General features: G+C 57.0%; 15 protein-coding genes and 2 tRNA genes. 5 read left to right on the plus strand and 12 right to left on the minus strand.

The window, feature by feature from the left end; translation table 11 throughout:
• Positions 1–150 precede the first annotated feature (150 nt).
• Together INR77_RS07865 and INR77_RS07870 are read left to right on the plus strand one after the other, a co-directional pair.
• On the plus strand, positions 151–1,962 hold the full coding sequence (locus INR77_RS07865) for a FecR family protein (RefSeq protein ID WP_223073319.1): 1,812 nt from the start codon (positions 151–153) through the stop codon (positions 1,960–1,962).
• 56 nt (positions 1,963–2,018) lie between these two features.
• The gene (locus tag INR77_RS07870) at positions 2,019–4,313 is read left to right on the plus strand and encodes a bifunctional diguanylate cyclase/phosphodiesterase (protein WP_223070557.1); all 2,295 of its coding nucleotides are present in this window, start codon (positions 2,019–2,021) and stop codon (positions 4,311–4,313) included.
• Positions 4,314–4,356: 43 nt separating this feature from the next.
• Here the strand turns inward: INR77_RS07870 and INR77_RS07875 are convergent.
• The 4 genes from INR77_RS07875 to INR77_RS07890 all read right to left on the minus strand — a co-directional run bounded on the left by INR77_RS07875 (position 4,357) and on the right by INR77_RS07890 (position 8,041).
• Positions 4,357–4,433: transfer RNA gene (locus INR77_RS07875), tRNA-Pro, on the minus strand.
• A 74-nt stretch (positions 4,434–4,507) separates the two neighbouring features.
• Positions 4,508–4,583 (minus strand) — tRNA-Ile (locus tag INR77_RS07880).
• 119 nt (positions 4,584–4,702) lie between these two features.
• Positions 4,703–5,689, minus strand: a complete 987-nt coding sequence (locus tag INR77_RS07885; RefSeq protein ID WP_223073467.1) for a polysaccharide deacetylase family protein — start codon at positions 5,687–5,689, stop codon at positions 4,703–4,705.
• Positions 5,690–5,833: 144 nt separating this feature from the next.
• Positions 5,834–8,041, minus strand: coding sequence for a histidine kinase dimerization/phospho-acceptor domain-containing protein (locus tag INR77_RS07890; protein ID WP_223070558.1), 2,208 nt, complete (start codon positions 8,039–8,041; stop codon positions 5,834–5,836).
• Positions 8,042–8,386: 345 nt separating this feature from the next.
• Here INR77_RS07890 and INR77_RS07895 point away from each other — a divergent pair, with 345 nt between their 5' ends.
• Positions 8,387–8,848: an Lrp/AsnC family transcriptional regulator gene (locus INR77_RS07895; RefSeq protein WP_223070559.1), complete on the plus strand. Its 462-nt coding sequence runs from the start codon at positions 8,387–8,389 to the stop codon at positions 8,846–8,848.
• A gap of 30 nt (positions 8,849–8,878) precedes the next feature.
• On the plus strand, positions 8,879–9,328 hold the full coding sequence (locus tag INR77_RS07900) for a GFA family protein (protein ID WP_223070560.1): 450 nt from the start codon (positions 8,879–8,881) through the stop codon (positions 9,326–9,328).
• Here the strand turns inward: INR77_RS07900 and INR77_RS07905 are convergent.
• The 5 genes from INR77_RS07905 to INR77_RS07925 all read right to left on the minus strand — a co-directional run bounded on the left by INR77_RS07905 (position 9,325) and on the right by INR77_RS07925 (position 13,724).
• Positions 9,325–10,707, minus strand: a complete 1,383-nt coding sequence (locus INR77_RS07905; protein ID WP_223070561.1) for an NAD(P)/FAD-dependent oxidoreductase — start codon at positions 10,705–10,707, stop codon at positions 9,325–9,327. The genes INR77_RS07900 and INR77_RS07905 overlap by 4 nt on opposite strands.
• Before the next feature lie 176 nt (positions 10,708–10,883).
• Positions 10,884–12,233: an acetyl-CoA carboxylase biotin carboxylase subunit gene (accC, locus tag INR77_RS07910; protein WP_223070562.1), complete on the minus strand. Its 1,350-nt coding sequence runs from the start codon at positions 12,231–12,233 to the stop codon at positions 10,884–10,886.
• 15 nt (positions 12,234–12,248) lie between these two features.
• Positions 12,249–12,743: an acetyl-CoA carboxylase biotin carboxyl carrier protein gene (gene accB, locus INR77_RS07915; protein WP_255573695.1), complete on the minus strand. Its 495-nt coding sequence runs from the start codon at positions 12,741–12,743 to the stop codon at positions 12,249–12,251.
• 96 nt (positions 12,744–12,839) lie between these two features.
• A complete protein-coding gene (locus tag INR77_RS07920) occupies positions 12,840–13,280 on the minus strand; it encodes a type II 3-dehydroquinate dehydratase (RefSeq protein WP_223070563.1) in 441 nt (146 codons plus the stop codon).
• Positions 13,281–13,331: 51 nt separating this feature from the next.
• Positions 13,332–13,724: a BLUF domain-containing protein gene (locus tag INR77_RS07925; RefSeq protein ID WP_223070564.1), complete on the minus strand. Its 393-nt coding sequence runs from the start codon at positions 13,722–13,724 to the stop codon at positions 13,332–13,334.
• A gap of 153 nt (positions 13,725–13,877) precedes the next feature.
• Here INR77_RS07925 and INR77_RS07930 point away from each other — a divergent pair, with 153 nt between their 5' ends.
• Positions 13,878–14,201, plus strand: coding sequence for a TraR/DksA family transcriptional regulator (locus tag INR77_RS07930; protein ID WP_223070565.1), 324 nt, complete (start codon positions 13,878–13,880; stop codon positions 14,199–14,201).
• A gap of 13 nt (positions 14,202–14,214) precedes the next feature.
• On the opposite strand, the gene INR77_RS07935 is transcribed toward INR77_RS07930, so the two are convergent.
• The 3 genes from INR77_RS07935 to INR77_RS07945 form a co-directional block, all read right to left on the minus strand.
• Positions 14,215–14,628 (minus strand): holin family protein, encoded by a 414-nt coding sequence (locus INR77_RS07935; RefSeq protein ID WP_223070566.1) that lies wholly within the window; start codon positions 14,626–14,628, stop codon positions 14,215–14,217.
• An 80-nt stretch (positions 14,629–14,708) separates the two neighbouring features.
• Entirely contained in the window at positions 14,709–15,590 is an 882-nt protein-coding gene (locus INR77_RS07940; RefSeq protein ID WP_255573696.1) for a CoA ester lyase, read from the minus strand.
• Between the two features lie 35 nt (positions 15,591–15,625).
• Positions 15,626–17,740, minus strand: a complete 2,115-nt coding sequence (locus tag INR77_RS07945) for a TonB-dependent siderophore receptor (protein WP_223070567.1) — start codon at positions 17,738–17,740, stop codon at positions 15,626–15,628.
• Positions 17,741–17,791 lie beyond the last annotated feature (51 nt).

Raw genomic sequence — 17,791 nt, forward strand, 5'->3', positions numbered from 1 at the left:
ACAGACTTTTAATCTTGATTTTCATAGCCACGCGTGCGGCATTAAGGAACAAGTCCCTAAGAAAGCGTCAAAACATCAATTTGTTAATCATACCCTCTTAAGGTTTGGCCATATTAAGAAGTCTAAAGGCAAGCTCGACAGGAGACTATGATGACCAGATCAGCACGCACGCTGCTGCCTTTGACGCTATTGCTTTCAAGCACGAGTGCCTTTGCTCAAACATCCCCCTGGATTGTAAGCGAGGTGCGCGGAACTGTGTTCGTGCGCAGCGAGAACGGCGAACGCCAGATCGAACGCGGCGCGCGAGTGTCGGCGGGTCAACAGGTTGTGACCTCGAAAAACGGTAACGCGACTTTGGTGCGCGGGCACGAATTTGTGACAGTGCGGCCCAATTCTCGCATCACCATCGCGCCGGAAGACCGCGACCGCGGTGTCATTCAAATCATTCAGGATTTTGGCAGCGCGCTGTTCAATATTGGCAAGCAGAAAAAGCCACACTTCGGGGTCGATACGCCGTATATGGCCGCTGTGGTGAAGGGCACGCGCTTCTCGATCACAGTGTCGGAAGCGGGCGCATCCATGCAAGTGACCGAAGGCGCGGTCGAAGCCTCAACCCTTGACGGCGGGGCCAGCGATCTTGTGGTGCCGGGCGAGGTTGCCATGATTGGCGCTGATGATCTGTTTACCTTGAGCATTGAGGGTGACCTTTCGCGCGAACTTGTGTCACCTCAAGGGGCTGTGACGACTGGCGTGCAGCGACCTCAACCGCGCGCGGCGGCAGCGACATCCGCTCAAGCTGCAACACCAGTGAATGTCGCGACACCGGTGGTTGCTGATGAAGCGCCCGAAGAGCCGACGGTTATAGAAGTCGCTGTCGCCAGCCGCAGCACCGACCTTGGCGAATTGACCGGCGGTATCGTGCAAGGCGCGGTCGGGCAGAGTTTCGAAGACGAGGTCGAGGAGGCCGCTGAAGATACGGCAGGAGATGCGGCCGCAAACCAGAACGCGAGTGAATCGCCGGTTGAGGACGATGTGGCTACTCTGCCAGAGCCCCAACCTGAATCGGAGCCTGAACCTGAGGCGGAGCCTGAACAAGATGCTTCCCCGGTCGATGATGATGACGGCGTCGATGATGATCAGGTTGATGACAATGATCAGGGCGACGACGACCAAGGCGATGACAATCAGGGCAATGGCAATGGATTGGGCCTCGGTCTTGGCGTTGGAAACGGTAACGGGAACGGCCTAGGCCTTGGCGTGAATGTCGGCGATGATGACGATGTCGAAGACGACGATGATGTCGATGATGAGGACGAAGCCGAAGTCGAAGACGACGACGACGATGTCGACGATGAGGACGAAGTCGATGATGAGGATGAAGTCGATGAAGACGACAACTCTGGCAACGGCAATGGATTAGGCCTCGGTCTGGGCATTGGCAATGGTAACGGGAATGGCTTGGGCCTTGGCGTGAATGTCGGCGATGATGATGACGCTGCCGCCGACGACGATGTCGATGAAGAGATCGACGACACCCCCGGCAACAGCAACGGTGGTCTTGGGCTCGACCTAGGAGTGGGCCTTGGGGCTGGCGAGGATGATGACGCTGCCGATGATGGTGACGAGATTGATGAAGAGAGTGACGACACCCCCGGTAATAGCAACGGTGGCCTTGGGCTCGACCTAGGTGTCGGCCTCGGAGCAGGCGAGGATGCTGACGCTGCAGACGATGACGACGATGTCAATGAAGAGGAAGCGCCCGGCAACAGTGGCGGCAATGTCATCGGCGATCTCGGCCTTGATGTCGGTGTCGGCTTGGATGTCGTTGGAGACGATGCCGCCGATGATAGTGATGCGATCGATGATCACTTAGAGGAGGAATCCATCGACCCAGGCTCTAATGGCGCTGTGAACGGACTTCTCGGTAGACTGGCTGCTCCGGTTAAAGAGCTCGAAGACTAATCGCCTTGTGTGATCACCCCCTTTTGAGTGTCACCTGAAAGCTTTCTTCGATGCGCATGAAGCTTCCCCCCACAGCCAGAAAATGGGCCATTGTGCTTGTAAGCCTTATTGTGTGCGTAGCTCTTGCGCGAACCGATGGCGTTCGCCTTCTTGAACAGGAACAACGCGCCGCCATCGCTCAGCTTGCACCAAAGCAGGCTTCGGGTGACCTTCATATCGTCGAAGTCGATGCAAAGAGCCTTGCGCAAAACAAGCAATGGCCCTGGCCACGCGATCACCACGCTCGCCTTGTTGAACAACTTGATGCTGCCGGTGCTCGCTCGATCATCTTTGACATCGATTTCTCTGCCCGCTCTACACCAGATGGCGATGCAGATTTCGCAAGAGCTTTGAGCGAGGTCACAACGGCTTCAGTCGCCTTGCCCACATTTGGCCAGCGCTCTTCTGAAAACTCCTACCAGAATATCGACACACTGCCGCTTCCTGAACTTCGCGAGCACGTGAGCCTTGCCACGGTTTCTGTCATTCCGGACGCAGATTCGCGGGTGCGCCGCATGGTTTATGGCACGATCACCAACGGTACGCCGCGTCCATCCCTGTCCGCGCAAATCGCCGGGATCAGTGGCTCGGCTGGGCAGGAGTTCGTGATCGATTACAGCATCGATCCTGCCTCCATCCCCCGGCACAGTTTCATCGATATTGAACGCGGGCAGTTCGATGCAGAAACGGTGCGTGGGCGCGATGTGATCGTCGGAGCGACAGCGATTGAGCTTGGCGACCGTTATGGCGCGCCGATCTATGGCGTTATTCCCGGCGTCACTATTCAGGCGCTTGCAGCCGAAACCTTGATGCGCGGAGCCATGGCGGAAGTGGCGTGGTGGCCGCTTTTGATCTTCGGAATTTTTGCCGCACTCTATATCGTGCGATCGCGCACCTATTTTCAGGTCGCTGTGCGCAGCCTTGGTGCCATTGCTGTCCTGATCGTCCTTGATGCAATAGCCTATCACCTTGGCCGCACCTTGCTGAGCGTTGTGCCAACAGCGATTCTGATCTTGGCAAGCGCCGCGCTTCAGACGCTCTGGCTTATCCGCGAGAAGCGGCTTGCCGAGGCGTTGGTCGATCCGGAAACGGGCCTCCCTAATGCGCTCGCCTTCAAACAGGAGGCACATGACGACGCCCAATTCACCATGGCCGCCTATATCAAAGGCTTCGATTCCATCCGTTCGGTTCTGGGGCAGGACCAGGTCGGCGCTTTCGTTGAACGCGTGATCGACAGCGCGGCATCAGTGCACCCAATCAAGCAAGCCTATCGCGCCGACACCCGCATCGTCGCCTGGACACATAGCGGGGATTATCAAGAGTTGATCGAGGCTTGCGAGAAAATCGGTGTTGCGCTTGAAAAACCCATAAACGTGGCGGGCAAGCGTGTGGATACCCATGTCGCCTTTGGCCTCGCGGCAGGGGCGGATCTCAATGCGGCCAGCCGCGCGGCGAGCTTTGCTGCGGATAGCGGGAAACTCTGGCACGCGCATGAGGACGCAGAGGCCGCGATTATCGAACAACGCGTGTCGCTGATGGGCGAACTCGAAGAGGCCATTGACGAGCGTCAGGTGAGGCTGGTTTATCAGCCAAAGCTGAACCTCAAGACCAACCGGATCGAAAGCGTTGAGGCGCTGATGCGGTGGGAACATCCGGTCCACGGGTTCATGCGGCCCGATCTGTTCATCCCTCTTGCCGAAGAAACGGGGCGGATTGACCGGCTCACACTTTTCGCGATTGAGAGCGCGATCACGCAGCTTCGCCAATGGTGTGAACAGGATCTGGTCATCTCTGTTGCGGTCAATATCTCCGCCAACCTGATCACCTCTGAACGCTTTGTCGCGGCGGCTGAGTACCTCTTGGGCGAAATGCGCGTGCCGCATGAACGGCTGATTTTTGAGATCACCGAATCAGCGGCGATGTCTGACCCAGATTTGGCAGCGGCTAATCTGGAACGGTTCTGCAAGCTAGGCGTGCTGATCTCGATTGATGATTACGGCACGGGTCAATCGACATTGAGCTATTTGCAGAAATTGCCGTTGAAAGAGCTCAAAATCGACCGCGCCTTTGTTCAGCACGCGCATGAAAATCGCAGCGATGGTTTGATGGTGCGCTCAACAATCGAGCTTGCCCATTCGCTCAACCTGAGGGTGGTGTGCGAAGGGATCGAGGATCAGGAGTGCCTCGACTTCCTGCGGGAGAATGGCTGCGACTATGCGCAGGGCTATTTCATCGCCAAGCCTTTGCCACCGCATGAGCTTACGCCCCTACTTGCAGAGCAACCGGGCAAAGAGGCGCAAGAGAACGTCTGATCGCAATCAAATGTTTCGGCATTTTCGAGAAAAGGTGATGAAATGGTCGGGGAGAGAGGATTCGAACCTCCGACCCCCTGTACCCAAAACAGGTGCGCTACCTGGCTGCGCCACTCCCCGACATTTCATCAGCTAAGATCAGATTTGATCTGACCCGCTTGTTTAGCCCATGTTCCAACCGACCGGCTCAAAAATGGTGGGCCCGGCAGGATTCGAACCCGCGACCTAGCCGTTATGAGCGGCCAGCTCTAACCGCTGAGCTACAGGCCCCAAAGGGTTCTTCTAGCCGAACTCAAAGCTAAACTGGAAGGGCCCTCTACAAGCCATTTTCAAAAACCACAAGCGCCATTGCGAAGGAATTTTGATTCCCTCAAAATTAAGGCGAAAAACTAGCCTTTGGCGGCCCTCCAAACATCCTCCACACGGGCCGAATTGACGCCTTTTTGTGCGAGCCGCGCATAAATCTGCTCAAACCAGTCATAAAGCGTCTCTACGTCTCTCTGAGTGCGTGTGTAAGGCGTGAGGCCTGCCATCAAAGAGGGGCTGTGAAAAGACAGCACGATGCACGGGAGGCCCTGATCAATCGCAAGATCAAGCCCGCGCAGCGCTTCGGCGGCGGTAACACCCTCAGGCGTTAAGGCGATTCGCTCCAGCATTCGCAGTCTGGCTAGCGCGCTTAAGAGCTTTGGAAGCGGCCCGCCTGCCTGTTGCAGGGTTACGCCCATGTGTCTTAAAGCGCCCCAGTGCATCACCGTCATTGGCAATTCGAGAAGCGTATGGGCTTCATCGACCCAATAGGGGCGCAAGGGGTGCGCGCTATAGTCAGGTCCACCTTGCGCACTGTAATCGAAAAGCGGTCGCACGGATGTATCGAGTTTGATCCCGCCTGCTTTGAGAATACTGGCCGTGTGGGGGCCAAGGCCATATCGGCCTGCGCGGTAGATCTGTGGCGCGGTGCCGAAAGCTAACTCGATTTTGTCGCGCAGGGCGGTAAATTTGGCTGCTTCCAGCTCGCGCGGTAAATTGCCTGCAAACGAGTTCCTTATAGTCAATTCTTCATCGAAGGGCGGATTGACCCACGGGTGAAGCTGCACTCCAATGTCGGCGGCGCCGCGCGAGACGGCATCTGCGATGATCTCAACAGCAGAGGCATCGCTCGCGATGGGCCAATCCACCAGGTAGACAGGGTGCGCGCCCATGCGTTCGCAAAAGCTCTGGAATTTTGCCAATGCCGGGACATGGTTCAGGCCATGCGCCTCGCGAGAAAACGGCTTGTTCCAGTCGAACTCCTCTTCGGTATCGACCGTAAGCAGCACCCGCTGACCAAAATCGGGAGCAAAATCCGCCTGTGCCTCGCGGGCAGGGGGCTCAATCATCGAGGCGTCATGCGCGCGCGCGTCAAACGCGGGACTCGCGCAAATGTCAGCTGATTGAACCCTCGCCATTTTCATAGCGGCGAGCCATAGCATAGGAGTGCTTAGCGAGCCCTTACCAACGGGCTGTTTCAGTTAACTCAAGGCTCACGTGGGCTCTTTTGCAGACATATCGCCGTCTTCTGCATTAGCCAGCGGCAATGTCAGGGTCAGGCTCTCGCCTTCGCGTAACAGGTTGCCTCCGCCAGCGCGCGCCTCTGCCCGCGCCAGCCTAAGGGCAAACCCTGCACCAAAAAGACCGGGATTGATCGCGGTGCTGATGGGCCTTGCGTCGGCTGCAAAAAGATCATCTTCGCCAAGCAGTTGCATCGGCAAATCGACACGCAAGCGAACCATGCCGCCATTTTCAGAAAGCGTTGCCTCCAACATTTCGCCCGCACCGCATCCTCCGCCAAGGGTTGCAAGCATCCGCCACATCAGGCTTTCTGCGCTTTCGCTTTCGATTGAGGCCATCAGGGCAGCCTCCTTGTCTTCGACCAGTTCCACACCAGACATTCGCGCATCCAGAACCTGTGCCAATTGGCGAATGATCCGCTTTGTAAGCGCGGTGATGTCGGTCACGCCTTCATCAAGGTCGATAGCGCCGGTTTCAAGCTTGGCCAGGCGGTCCAGTTCCTCAAACCCTGAAAGAATGCGTGCCGCGTCCGAAGCAATTGCGGCAGCCAGAGCGCGGTATTCGTGCGGGGCAGAGCCGAACAATTGCTGCTGGATAACTTCTGAATATCCCTGAACGGCAGTGACGGGAGTGCGCAATTCGTGGAGCAATTGGCGAATGCGATCGGCCTCGCGCTGGGCCGGGGTTGGCGCAGGCTCAGCTGCGACCTCGAGCTTTCTGCGCATCCTCCCGATATAGCCGGCAAATCCGCCGATAGAGCTGAAGCGAGGCTGCGCATCGACAACCCAGTCGCCTGCAATCATCGGGGCGCCGTGCAAAGTGACGGGCGCAGCTTTCATCATCTGGCGGCGATTAAAGGCGCGGGTAAGGGCATCGGGCAGGCCGCTTGCCTGCAATTGTGAGCGCGCGATCAGCCGTATGCCGACGACCATGGGGGCAACTTCACTCTCCGCCCATTCGATCCGGCCTGCTGCATCGGCTGCAAAAGCAAACCCGCGCACCAGCCGGGCGCGTCCACGGTCCTCTTCGCCAAGAGGCAGGCGAGGCATAATCGTCCCGTCGTCTTGATACCCCTCGCTGTGGTCCGTCTCTGCGCCATGCGTATCAACAGTTGAGGGGGCTTCTTTTGCCTCCTCTTTATCGCGTTTGAATTTCGCGATGCGGTCGACAATGGCGGAAATCTCGCTTCGCCCTTCGCCTGGATGCGCGCCGGGCTGAGCCTGTGGGCGCGGGGGAGGGGCATTGGCTTCACTCTCTGCGCTTTTCTCTGCGGCTGTCTCTGCGGCTTTCTCGGCCTCTATCTCTGTCTCTGTCTCTGTCTCAGTCTCAAACTCGGCATCGAGCTCATAGGCTTCGTCGGAATCATTGGCCTCTTCCTCTTCAAGCGGCTGCTTGGCGATGTCCCAAAGTTCTTCTTTCGTGAACGGCTGCGGTGTGAACGCATCAAAGGTCACATCGCTAGCTGTTTCTTCGCGGCGCTGGCCCCGATCCTGAGGAAAGAAGATTGGACGCGAAGGGGCCGGAATAGTGTCCTCTTCCTCGCTTGGATCGTCTGAAAGCGGCTCCAGCGGCGCACCCACCTGTTCGGCAGAGGGCAAGTCTTCGGGCGGGATGTCGGAGCCGGGAAGGGGATCAATGTCATCAGCCGTACGGGATGGGAGCTTTGCCTTGTGAGTGTTGGCCATGTGAAAGCTCTCGCCGCTCACTTCAGCCGCTTGGGTTTCAGGGTGAGGCAGGCCTCGGTCCTGTACGCCCAGCCGCTCAAGTACGACCTCTACATCAGGGCCTAAATCTTTGCGAAGGCGCAAGAATCCGCGCGCTCGAACAGGAAGGCGCGGGATCAATGCGGTCCAGTCCTCGCTCGACAATTGCGCCCGCGAAAGTGCGGCCAAGGCCACGTCAGGCTCAAAATCGGCAAGATGCGCGGCAAGCTCTGGATTGCGCAACTGCCAGCCTGGTTCATTGATAAGGCGCGCTCTGTCGCGGGCTGGAATGACCTCGGCAAGCTTGTTCATTCGCATCCATGCGGCTGCCACAAGGCTTGGGTCGCGCGCGGCCTTTCGCGCCCCGCTTGCCTGTGCGCCCAGAAGATCGAGCAACTGGCGATACTGAGTGCGACGCAAAGTATCACTTTGCGTGTTTTGTCTCAGCACCGTTGCAAGGCGATCATCGAAGAACATTCAGGCTCCAAAACCCCAAAGCACCCGACCTGGGCGGGGTATCTTTAGATCGGTCACGCTCGAATATCCGGCTGGCACAAAACTCAATGGACCGCACCATGCGTCATAGCATTGAAGAGACAGTGCAACAGGCCTGCTTTCGAGTGCGTTGCAAAGCGGGACAATTGCTGGCACATAAAATAAAATTAGGTTCAAAACCGAGTGGTCGCTACAATCTTTCAGCCACGCGACGCGTCGTTAGGTCAAATGGACTGATTGTGTGGGCTAGAGATTTATTGCAAGCGATTGCAGGTGACTAGGGGGCAAGGTGCAAATCGCCCGTCATTGGGGAAGCAGAAGGGTATCATGGCGAACTTGGACGAAATTGATCGGCGACTTTTGAGCGAGCTTCAGGCGGAAGGGCGCGTGACCAATGTGGAATTGGCGCAGCGTGTCGGGCTGACCGCGCCGCCGTGCCTGCGTCGTGTCCGCGGACTTGAAGAAGACGGGGTAATTCGCGGCTATCACGCTGACCTCGACCCATCAAAGCTTGGCTTTGCGATCACCGTCTTTGCGATGGTGAGCCTGAAATCACAGGCTGAAGACGATCTGCGCGAATTTGAAGACCATATGGCCGACCTTCCCGAGGTTCGTGAATGTCATATGCTCAATGGCGAAATCGACTTTATTCTGAAGATCGTGAGCCGCGATTTGCAGAGTTTTCAAGAATTTCTCACCAGCAAGCTGACCCCTGCGCCCAATGTCGCCAGTGTCAAAACATCGCTTACCATTCGCACCGCGAAACATGAGCCTGGAGTACCGCTTTAAGCTCTAGAAAAGACCGGAGGAGAGCCGAGGATGAGCACAAAGCAGTCATATATCGCTGAGCCGCTGACCGGTTCATGCCTTTGTGGCTCTGTCTCGATCACCATCGACAATGCTCATCGTGAGGTCGATGTGTGCCACTGCACTATGTGCCAGACCTGGGGCGGCTCGATGTATGCAGGGATTGAGGCGGGGCAGTTCACCATCACAGGCCAAGAGCACATCACCGCCTACCCTTCCAGCAACTGGGCTGAGCGCGCCTTCTGCTCCAAATGCGGCAGCCATTTGTGGTACAAATTCACGCCTACAGGCAACCGGACTTTTCTGGCGGGCCTGTTCGATTTGCCGGACGAAATGGCAATCAAACAACAGATTTTCATCGACGAGAAGCCACACTGGTTTGATTTGGCGCAAGACAGCCCCAAGAAAACAGGCGCTGAAATTATTGAAGAGGCAAAGGCCGCTGGATTTTCGTTTGATTAGTGCAGCTTAAGTTTTGGCCGGACAATGCGGTTCACCCGGCCGATCACCATCAGGCCAAGCCCTTTGATCCAGCCGTGGATCCCAATCAGATGCATCCGGTATAGCGAGGTGTAGATGAAGCGCGCGATGCGTCCTTCGACTGCCATTGCGCCGCCGATAAGGTTGCCCATGAGGCTTCCGACGGTCGAAAAGCGGCTGAGCGAAATGAGCGAACCATTGTCGTGATAGGTGAACGTCTCAAGCTGGCGTCCGCGTTCTCTGCGGCAGATGTTGTTGAACACAGTGTCCGCCATCTGGTGCGCGGCCTGCGCGCGCGGCGGGATCTGTGGCCCGCCATCTTCGGGCACAAACGCACAGCAATCGCCAAGCGCGAAAATATCCTGATCCGTGACGGTTTGAAGTGTCGGCTTTACCACGATCTGATTGCGCGGTGTCACCTCAAGACCCAGTGAGCCGAGGAAATCTGCGCCTTTGACGCCTGCAGCCCAGACCATAAGGTCTGCATCGAATTCTTCGCCATTGGCTGCGACAAGCGCGTTTTCTGAGGCTTTGACCACTTGTACGCCTTCGCGCACCTTCACACCCAGCGCCTCCAGCTCACCGCGCGCGGATGCGGACAAACGCTCAGGAAGCGCCGGCAAAATGCGTGGACCCGCTTCGAGCAAGGTCACATCGAGACGGCTTTCGTCAAAGACTTCAAGGCCATAGTGCTTTAGGCCCGCTGCGGCGTTATACAGTTCAGCTGCGAGTTCGACGCCTGTTGCCCCGCCGCCCACGATCGCGACCTTCACCCGCTCATCCGCATTGGGATTGTTCAGCATGGCACGGCTTACGCGCAGGCAATGGTTCAAAAGCTTGGTACGAAACCTGTCAGCTTGAATTCGGCTGTCGAGGTAAAGGCAGTTTTCTTTGACCCCTGGCACTCCGAAATCATTGGAAACCGATCCTATCGCGAGCACCAAAATATCATAGCGGATCGTATGTGCGCCGATGACTTCCTTCCCCTTGTCATCAACCACCGGAGCAAGTCGAATGGTGCGTTCACGCCGGTCGATGCTTTCAAGGCTTCCCTGAAAGAAACGGTAACCCCACCGCGCGCAGTGGCTGCGATAGCCGACCTCGTCGAGATTGGCGTCGAGCGACCCGGCTGCAACCTCGTGCAGGAGAGGCTTCCAGATGTGCGACAGGTTTTGATCGACAAGGATAATGTCGTGATTGCGTCGCCCGAATTTGGCACCCAGCTTGCGCACAAGCTCAAGGCCACCAGCGCCGCCGCCTACAACAACGATCTGAGTTTTGCGCGCACCGCGCCGTATGCGCGGGTATGGGGGAAATGGCTGAGTCTTGCGATCTTCAGCATTGATGTCTTGATTGTGCATACGTCATGCGTCCGTTGTTATCACCGGTCCCGCGAGGAGCTTTCCCGCTATGTGCGCGTATGATGCAGCGCACAAAATCTGGACTAATCCGGCAAACAAGAGAACGCAAGCGCAACGCTGTAAAACCCCGCGGGTCGGCTCGCGTAATTAAATTTCAAGACCAGCAAAAAGGTGGCTTAGCTTTTGCGCTCTTCAAGCCATTCTTCGAGCCATTTGATCGAATAATCGCCGTGAAGAACATCGGTCTGATGCAGCAATTCCTGATGCAGTGGAATGTTCGTTTTGACCCCTTCGACGACCATCTCTTCCAAAGCGCGTCGAAGGCGCATGATGCAGCCTTCACGGTCGCGGCCATAGACGATCAGTTTGGCGATCATGGAATCGTAATAGGGCGGGATCGAATATCCGGCATAAAGCCCTGAATCGACCCGCACGTGCATCCCGCCCGCGGGGTGATAGTAATTCACCTTGCCCGGTGAAGGCGCAAAGGTGAACGGGTCTTCGGCATTGATCCGGCACTCGATCGCGTGACCACGAAATTCAAGGTCTTTCTGAGCCACAGAAAGCGGTTTGCCAGCCGCGATGCGGATTTGTTCGCGCACAAGGTCAACGCCCGTGATTGCTTCGGTCACGGGGTGTTCGACCTGAAGCCTTGTGTTCATTTCGATGAAGTAGAACTCACCATTTTCCCAAAGGAATTCGATCGTGCCCGCCCCGCGATAGCCCATGTCGCGCATGGCTTTTGAGCAGATTTCGCCCATGCGCATCCGTTCTTCGTGGTCGATTACGGGTGAGGGGGCCTCTTCGAGAACTTTCTGGTGGCGGCGTTGCAGCGAGCAATCGCGTTCGCCCAAGTGAATGGCGTTGCCTTCGCCATCGCCAAACACCTGAAATTCGATATGACGCGGGTTGCCGAGATATTTTTCGATGTAGACAGTCGCATCACCAAAGGCCGCTTTTGCCTCAGAGCCCGCCTGCTTCATCAGCGTTTCGAGCTGGTCTTCGCTCTCGCACACCTTCATGCCCCGGCCGCCGCCGCCAGAGGCCGCTTTGATGATGACCGGATAGCCAACTTCGGCGGCAATTTTCTTGCCCTCTTCGGGGTCTTCGATCGCGCCGTCAGAGCCGGGAACGAGTGGGAGCCCCAAGTCGCCAGCGGTTTTCTTCGCCTGCACCTTGTCGCCCATGGTGCGGATGTGTTCAGGCTTTGGCCCGATCCAAGCGATGTCGTGCGCCTCTACGATCTCGGCGAATTTGGCGTTTTCCGACAGGAAGCCATAGCCGGGGTGGATCGCATCGCATCCAGCAACCTCAGCGGCTGAAATGATCGCTGCGTGATTGAGATAGCTTTCAGCTGCGGCTGGAGGGCCAATGCACACAGCATGGTCAGCCAATCGCACGTGCATCGCATCGGCGTCAGCGGTGGAGTGCACCGCGACCGTCTCAATCCCCATTTCGTGCGCTGCGCGGTGGATGCGCAGAGCGATTTCGCCGCGATTGGCGATAAGAATGCGATTAATGCTCATAGTTCAGCTGCCTGCTCAACCGATCACGACAAGTGGCTGATCGAATTCAACCGGCTGCGCGTTTTCGACGAGGATCGCCTTGATCGTGCCCGCTTTATCGGCGGTGATCGGGTTCATCACTTTCATCGCTTCGACGATGAGGAGGGTGTCACCCTCGCTGACGCTATCGCCAACTTTAATGAAGTTTGGCGCGTTGGGATCAGGGGCGAGATAGGCAGTCCCCACCATCGGAGATTTCAGCGCATCAGCGTGAGCTTCGGGCGCTGCGGCAGCTTCTGGAGCGGGAGCCGCAGCGACAGGAGCGGCAACAGGCGCTGGCGCAGCTGGAACAGGCGCAGCCGCCACGCTTGTCGAAACCCCGCCGCGTGCGACGCGGATTTTGCGGTCGTCATCTTCGACTTCGATTTCGGTAAGACCCGTCTCATTCAACAGTTCCGCGAGTTCGCGAACCAGAGCGGTGTCGATGTTCATGCCGGAGTTTGCTCCGGCGCTTGGCTTCTTGGTAGCCATGCGTTCCCCTATGTTGGTATCTACAAAAGTGCCTATTCACGCCAATTGCGGCTGGCAAGTGGCAATCGGTGCAAAAATGCACGAAGATGTGGGTGATCAGACCTCGCCCGACGCTACGGTCTCCAAGGCGATACGGTAGGAATCGGCCCCGTGCCCCTCGACTGTCTTGGCTGCTGCCATACCGACATATGACACGTGCCGAAACGTCTCGCGGGTGTTGGGATCGGACAAATGCACCTCGATCACTGGTGTCGTGATCGCCTTTATCGCATCGAGCAGAGCGATGGAGGTGTGAGTGTAGGCCGCTGCATTGAGCAACACCGCGCGCGCGCCCTCGGCTTGCGCTTCGTGGAGCCAGTCGACCAGCATCCCTTCGTGATTGGTCTGGCGCATATCAATGGTAAGGCCATGTTTGCGGGCCTCATCTTCGAGCATCCCAGCAATCTCATCCAGGGTGGTGTGCCCGTAAATCTCAGGCTCGCGAAGGCCGAGAAGATTCAAATTGGGACCGTTGAGGACATAAACCGTGTTTTGCATGAATGCCGCGATAGCGATTAATCGCGTGGCCGCAAAGCGTTGGAAGGCTGCTCAAAGCACGCCAATACCCAGAAAATCTTCCACCGCGCGTTTCACGACATCGGGCGCGTGCGCAAGTTCTGGAATAAGCGTATCAATCCCGTCGTGTGCGTCTGTCACGGCTATGCGTTTCATGCTCCATTTGGGAAAAGAGCGCTTGGCTATGGCTGCGCGGTGCATGACTTTAATCGAATGATGGCGCGGATCATTGCCAAGTGTGCGCATCAACCGCTCGATGGTTGTCTGTGGGCCTTCGATCACCTGCAAAAATCGATTGTTTGCATAAATGAGAAACCCGGTGAGCCCGGCAGGTGCATTGTTTCGCGCGGAGGTTTCGATGATCTTGAAGACATCGCCCGCACCAAGGCTATCAGAAGCCTCGCTGGTGTAAATCACCTGAAACATAAGCGGGCGCTTTAACGAGAAGTGCTTTTCTGCTGGTTAATGCACAGCACTTGATCATCACAGGTACCGCCGCAGCGCTCACTTGATCTCGATCAATTTCCACCAGGATACAGGCGGGTACTACAGTCTCCCAACGACCGGGAGGTGGATGCCATGACCAGTTATTCTGAATTTGCACAGGCTCTCAAGCAACGGATGGAAGACCTGCTTCGCCGCGCTCAAGTCATTGAGGACGATTTGCGCCACCCGCTCGAAGCCGATTCGAGCGAACAGGCGATTGACCTTGCCGATGACGAGACTCTGATTGGCGTCGATGATGTGCTGCGCGCTGAAATTGGTCAGATCAGACAGGCTCTAGGGCGTATTGACAACGGAACCTACGGCGTTTGCGCAAATTGCGGGGGCAGGATCAGCCAAGAGCTGCTGCGCGCTCGCCCCATCGCAACTCGCTGTATCGAGTGCGCGAGCGCGGCATAACCTTGGGCTGGCTTTATTTATCGACGCCTTTGACTTTGCCCCATTGGCGCGCTGCGGTGTAGCCGAGGTAGCCGGTGCCAAACAGGGCATAAAGCGGCTCTGGAAGTCCGGCGAGATAGGCGTTCATGCCGCGCGCAATGTCGCTCGCAGCTGACGGATTGAATGCGCTTAAAAGCCCCATGGGAAGAGCTGTCAGGATGAGCACATACATCACATAGAGAAAGCTTGGCCGCGCACGGCTGGTCCAGGGGTCTTTGGAATTGGCCTCAGCGACGATGGCTTGAAGCCGCGCTTCGATCAGATCCATTTCCTGCGTGCCTTCCAATCGCACCAGCTCAAGCTGCGCTTTGGCACGGGCTTCTTTGTCCGGGATGATCTTGTCGAGAATTTTGGTGATCGGACCGATGAGCGTGGAAATGAGGGACATGAGGCGCACTCCTGTTTGCGAGTCGCACCAAGGTAACCAAAACGGTTCATGTAGGAAAATGAGTAACCAAAAGTATCGATCTACTCACCCGCCTCCGCTAACAAACGCTGCGCCAGAGCGAGGTGAGGGCGGTCGATCATCTTACCATCAAGCTGAAGCGCGCCCGCGGTTGGATTGGCTGCGAATGCATCAACGATAGCGCGCGCATGGGCAAGCTCTTCAGCCGACGGGGTAAAGGCGGAGTTGATGGGCGCGACCTGAGCCGGGTGAATGGCCAGCATCCCGCGAAACCCTTGTGCGCGCACGCGGCGGGCACGGCTTTCTAGAGCCGCAAGATCGCGAAACTCAGGCTGGACGGTTTCGATGGGCGTGACGCCCGCCTTGATCGCGCCAAGAAGGCACAAGGATCGCGCCATTTCAAAGATATGGGTGTATTCACCATCCGGTCCGCGTTGTTCGCTTGCACCGATTTCGCTGGACAAATCCTCGGCCCCCCAGCTCATCGCCACCAGACGCGGCGCGCCGTCATAGGTGCCGGTGGTGAACATGGCAGCAGCCGTCTCAGTCACAAGCGCTGCGACTTTGGTGGAGCCGACCGCCATCCCCGCAGCTTCTTCGCGCTTGGTGATCATTGCATCAAAAGCGGTCACATCGTGTCCGCCTTCAGCCTTTGGGAGGAACAATCCGCCCGGCCCAGCCGCAATCACAGCATCGAGGTCGCCCTCAGTCCAATCGCCCGATAATGGGTTCACCCGGACCCAAACGCGCCGCCGATCAGGCGCAGAGGCAATCGCGTCAGCCACCATCTTGCGTGCATCGGCTTTGCGCTCTGGCACCACCGAATCTTCAAGGTCGAGCAGCGCAATATCGGCCTCGCTTGCGATGGCCTTGCCCATTTTCTTCTCGCTATCGCCAGGGGCAAACAGCCAGCTGCGCATTTTGATTTGTGGGGTGTTGCTCATGTCCGATCCTCTCGTGCCACAGGTGAGTAGGGCGGTCAGAACGTTCCTTCAATCTCCAGCGTGAAGATCTGCCCGAATGAGCGGTCGCGATCCTCGATGAAGTCGATTGTGCCCGCCGCGCGGTCGGAGAATACGATACGGTCAAACTTGTTGGTGCGATCAAGGATATTGTTGATCGCAAGGCGCACGACCATCCCCTCTACGTCTTTGTTTTCAATATAGTAGCCCGCAAAAGCAAAGGTTTCACGGCGCCGCGAAATCTGGTCAAGACGAACGTCGTCGGTCAAGTTGTTCCAGAAGGCAGTAATGCCAGACGCCCAGTTGCTTGCGGCGAAATCATGGCGAATCTCAAAGTCGATCTGTTCGGTTTGAAATTCGGAAAGATTGCGGCTGAAGCCTAGCAAGGGGTCACGAACAGAGCTGTTTGCAACACGAAAACCTGCGTCAAACCGTGTGCCCATCCAGCCCAGACCGTCGGAAAGTAGCGTCACGTCGCCTTCAATGCCATAGCGGCTCGCAGAGGGGATATTGCCAGGTGCCTGACCGCCGCCATCAATCGGGATGAAATCGACAATATCGGACACATCTTCGTAGAACGGCCGCAGCGCCAAGGTGCCAATCGCACCAAGGCCAATATTGGCTTCCATATCGAAACGCCAAAGCTGTGGCGGGACCAATTCCACGTTAGATACATTGGCATTGTTCTCATCGACATCGACTGACGCGATGAAGTCGAAAAAGTTCAGCTGACCTACTTGGCGTTCAATCCGGCCAGAGAGATTGAGCATATCGCTCGCTGTCCAGTCGAGCGCGACAAACCCCTTGGGCCGGTAAAATGTGCGGGTGAGCCCGGCAGGCCCATTTTGCGAAATGCGTGAATATTCAGCGCCAAGGCTCGTTTGCAATTGCAGATTGGACGTAAGAGGCCGGCTGTATGTAATGGTTGCTTCTGCACGGTCTTCTTCGACGCGGCTGCTTGCTCCCCTAAAGACTTCGGGTTGAAGCTCGCCCGTATTGTCGCGCACCTCCAAAGAAGCCTCAATGTCGAGGAAGTTTTTCACCCCCTCAAGAGCGACAACCAGATCGCCGCCTGCTGCACCAAAATGAAATTCGCCCCGTGCGATTGTCTCGCCTTCGTCAGCGTCGCGGGTGAACAAGGTGCCTTCAGCCGCACTGCCGTCTGCGAACTGTGTGGTGACAGAGGCGGTTGTCGGGCTGTCTTCGTAGCGGTGATAGCCGATCAGTTTTAACCGACCCCCAATGAAAGAAAAATCGTAGTCCGCGCCGAGCTCGAAATTAAATTCGTCTTCCGTGCCTCGTAAGGTTCGCACCCGGTCAATCGGGTTGATTGTGCCAGATCTTTCAGAGATTTCGCGCTCGCGGCGAATAAACCCGTTCACCTCGCCAGTGAGGTTGAGCACATTCCCATTGTTGGCAATGCGCGAATATGAACCCGACAGGCCGATTGTATCGAATGCGAAATTGGCTTTTTCTTGCCGCGTGTCGATCAGATTGCCTGCACCATCAAAGACGAATTCAGGCCCCTCATCACCGCGCCTGTTTGAATCGTTTTCAAGGCTGAGCGTCCATTCATCTTTTTGTCCGCCGCCCGCTAAAGACACGCGCCCTTCCAACAGACGCGCTGGCGTGCCTTTTGAGCGAAATTGCGGCGCATAGCGAAACGTGCCTGCAATACTTCCCGTGCGCGCGGTGACGACGTTCAAGACCTGCCCTGACAGCCCGCCAATATCGAGGCTTGCCCCATCGACAAGTTCAAGGCGCACAACCTCTTCCACGGGTATGCGGGCAAGCGCGTCGACCGGGCCGTTCGATTTGCCGGAAATTCGGCGACCATTGATCAGGACATTGGTGTCCGCCGCGCCAAGGCCGCGTGCGCCATCGCCTTGCCGGATAGAAAAACCGGGCACCTGGCGCGCCATATCAGCCGCGCTGCGCGGGGCAAAGCGGGCGAAGTCCTCAGGCGTATATACCGCTCGGGTGCTTGCATCCTGAGCGACCGTGGCCTCAGTTGTGTCAGCATTATCGTCTGCGCCTTGCGCCAGCGCAGGGCTCGCACAAATCGCGATAGCCGTACTGCTGACGAACAATGCGGAACGCGCGAGCGTGATTGAAGGAATAGCCAAATCCATGAAAGTTCCTTGCGTAGCCTTGCAATCAAATAACAGCGCAAAGGGACGAAG

The sequence above is a fragment of the Erythrobacter sp. SCSIO 43205 genome, assembly GCF_019904235.1.
GTDB lineage: Bacteria > Pseudomonadota > Alphaproteobacteria > Sphingomonadales > Sphingomonadaceae > Erythrobacter.

What these genes read in the sequence shown, in the direction of transcription:
- accB (WP_255573695.1), bottom strand. Translation starts at nt 12,743, where the DNA reads ATGGCTACCAAGAAGCCAAGCGCCGGAGCAAACTCCGGCATGAACATC.
- accC (WP_223070562.1), bottom strand. Translation starts at nt 12,233, where the DNA reads ATGAGCATTAATCGCATTCTTATCGCCAATCGCGGCGAAATCGCTCTG.
- INR77_RS07865 (WP_223073319.1), top strand. Translation starts at nt 151, where the DNA reads ATGACCAGATCAGCACGCACGCTGCTGCCTTTGACGCTATTGCTTTCA.
- INR77_RS07925 (WP_223070564.1), bottom strand. Translation starts at nt 13,724, where the DNA reads ATGTTTCAGGTGATTTACACCAGCGAGGCTTCTGATAGCCTTGGTGCG.
- INR77_RS07920 (WP_223070563.1), bottom strand. Translation starts at nt 13,280, where the DNA reads ATGCAAAACACGGTTTATGTCCTCAACGGTCCCAATTTGAATCTTCTC.
- INR77_RS07930 (WP_223070565.1), top strand. Translation starts at nt 13,878, where the DNA reads ATGACCAGTTATTCTGAATTTGCACAGGCTCTCAAGCAACGGATGGAA.
- INR77_RS07870 (WP_223070557.1), top strand. Translation starts at nt 2,019, where the DNA reads ATGAAGCTTCCCCCCACAGCCAGAAAATGGGCCATTGTGCTTGTAAGC.
- INR77_RS07905 (WP_223070561.1), bottom strand. Translation starts at nt 10,707, where the DNA reads ATGCACAATCAAGACATCAATGCTGAAGATCGCAAGACTCAGCCATTT.
- INR77_RS07885 (WP_223073467.1), bottom strand. Translation starts at nt 5,689, where the DNA reads ATGATTGAGCCCCCTGCCCGCGAGGCACAGGCGGATTTTGCTCCCGAT.
- INR77_RS07945 (WP_223070567.1), bottom strand. Translation starts at nt 17,740, where the DNA reads ATGGATTTGGCTATTCCTTCAATCACGCTCGCGCGTTCCGCATTGTTC.
- INR77_RS07940 (WP_255573696.1), bottom strand. Translation starts at nt 15,590, where the DNA reads ATGAGCAACACCCCACAAATCAAAATGCGCAGCTGGCTGTTTGCCCCT.
- INR77_RS07900 (WP_223070560.1), top strand. Translation starts at nt 8,879, where the DNA reads ATGAGCACAAAGCAGTCATATATCGCTGAGCCGCTGACCGGTTCATGC.
- INR77_RS07890 (WP_223070558.1), bottom strand. Translation starts at nt 8,041, where the DNA reads ATGTTCTTCGATGATCGCCTTGCAACGGTGCTGAGACAAAACACGCAA.
- INR77_RS07935 (WP_223070566.1), bottom strand. Translation starts at nt 14,628, where the DNA reads ATGTCCCTCATTTCCACGCTCATCGGTCCGATCACCAAAATTCTCGAC.
- INR77_RS07895 (WP_223070559.1), top strand. Translation starts at nt 8,387, where the DNA reads ATGGCGAACTTGGACGAAATTGATCGGCGACTTTTGAGCGAGCTTCAG.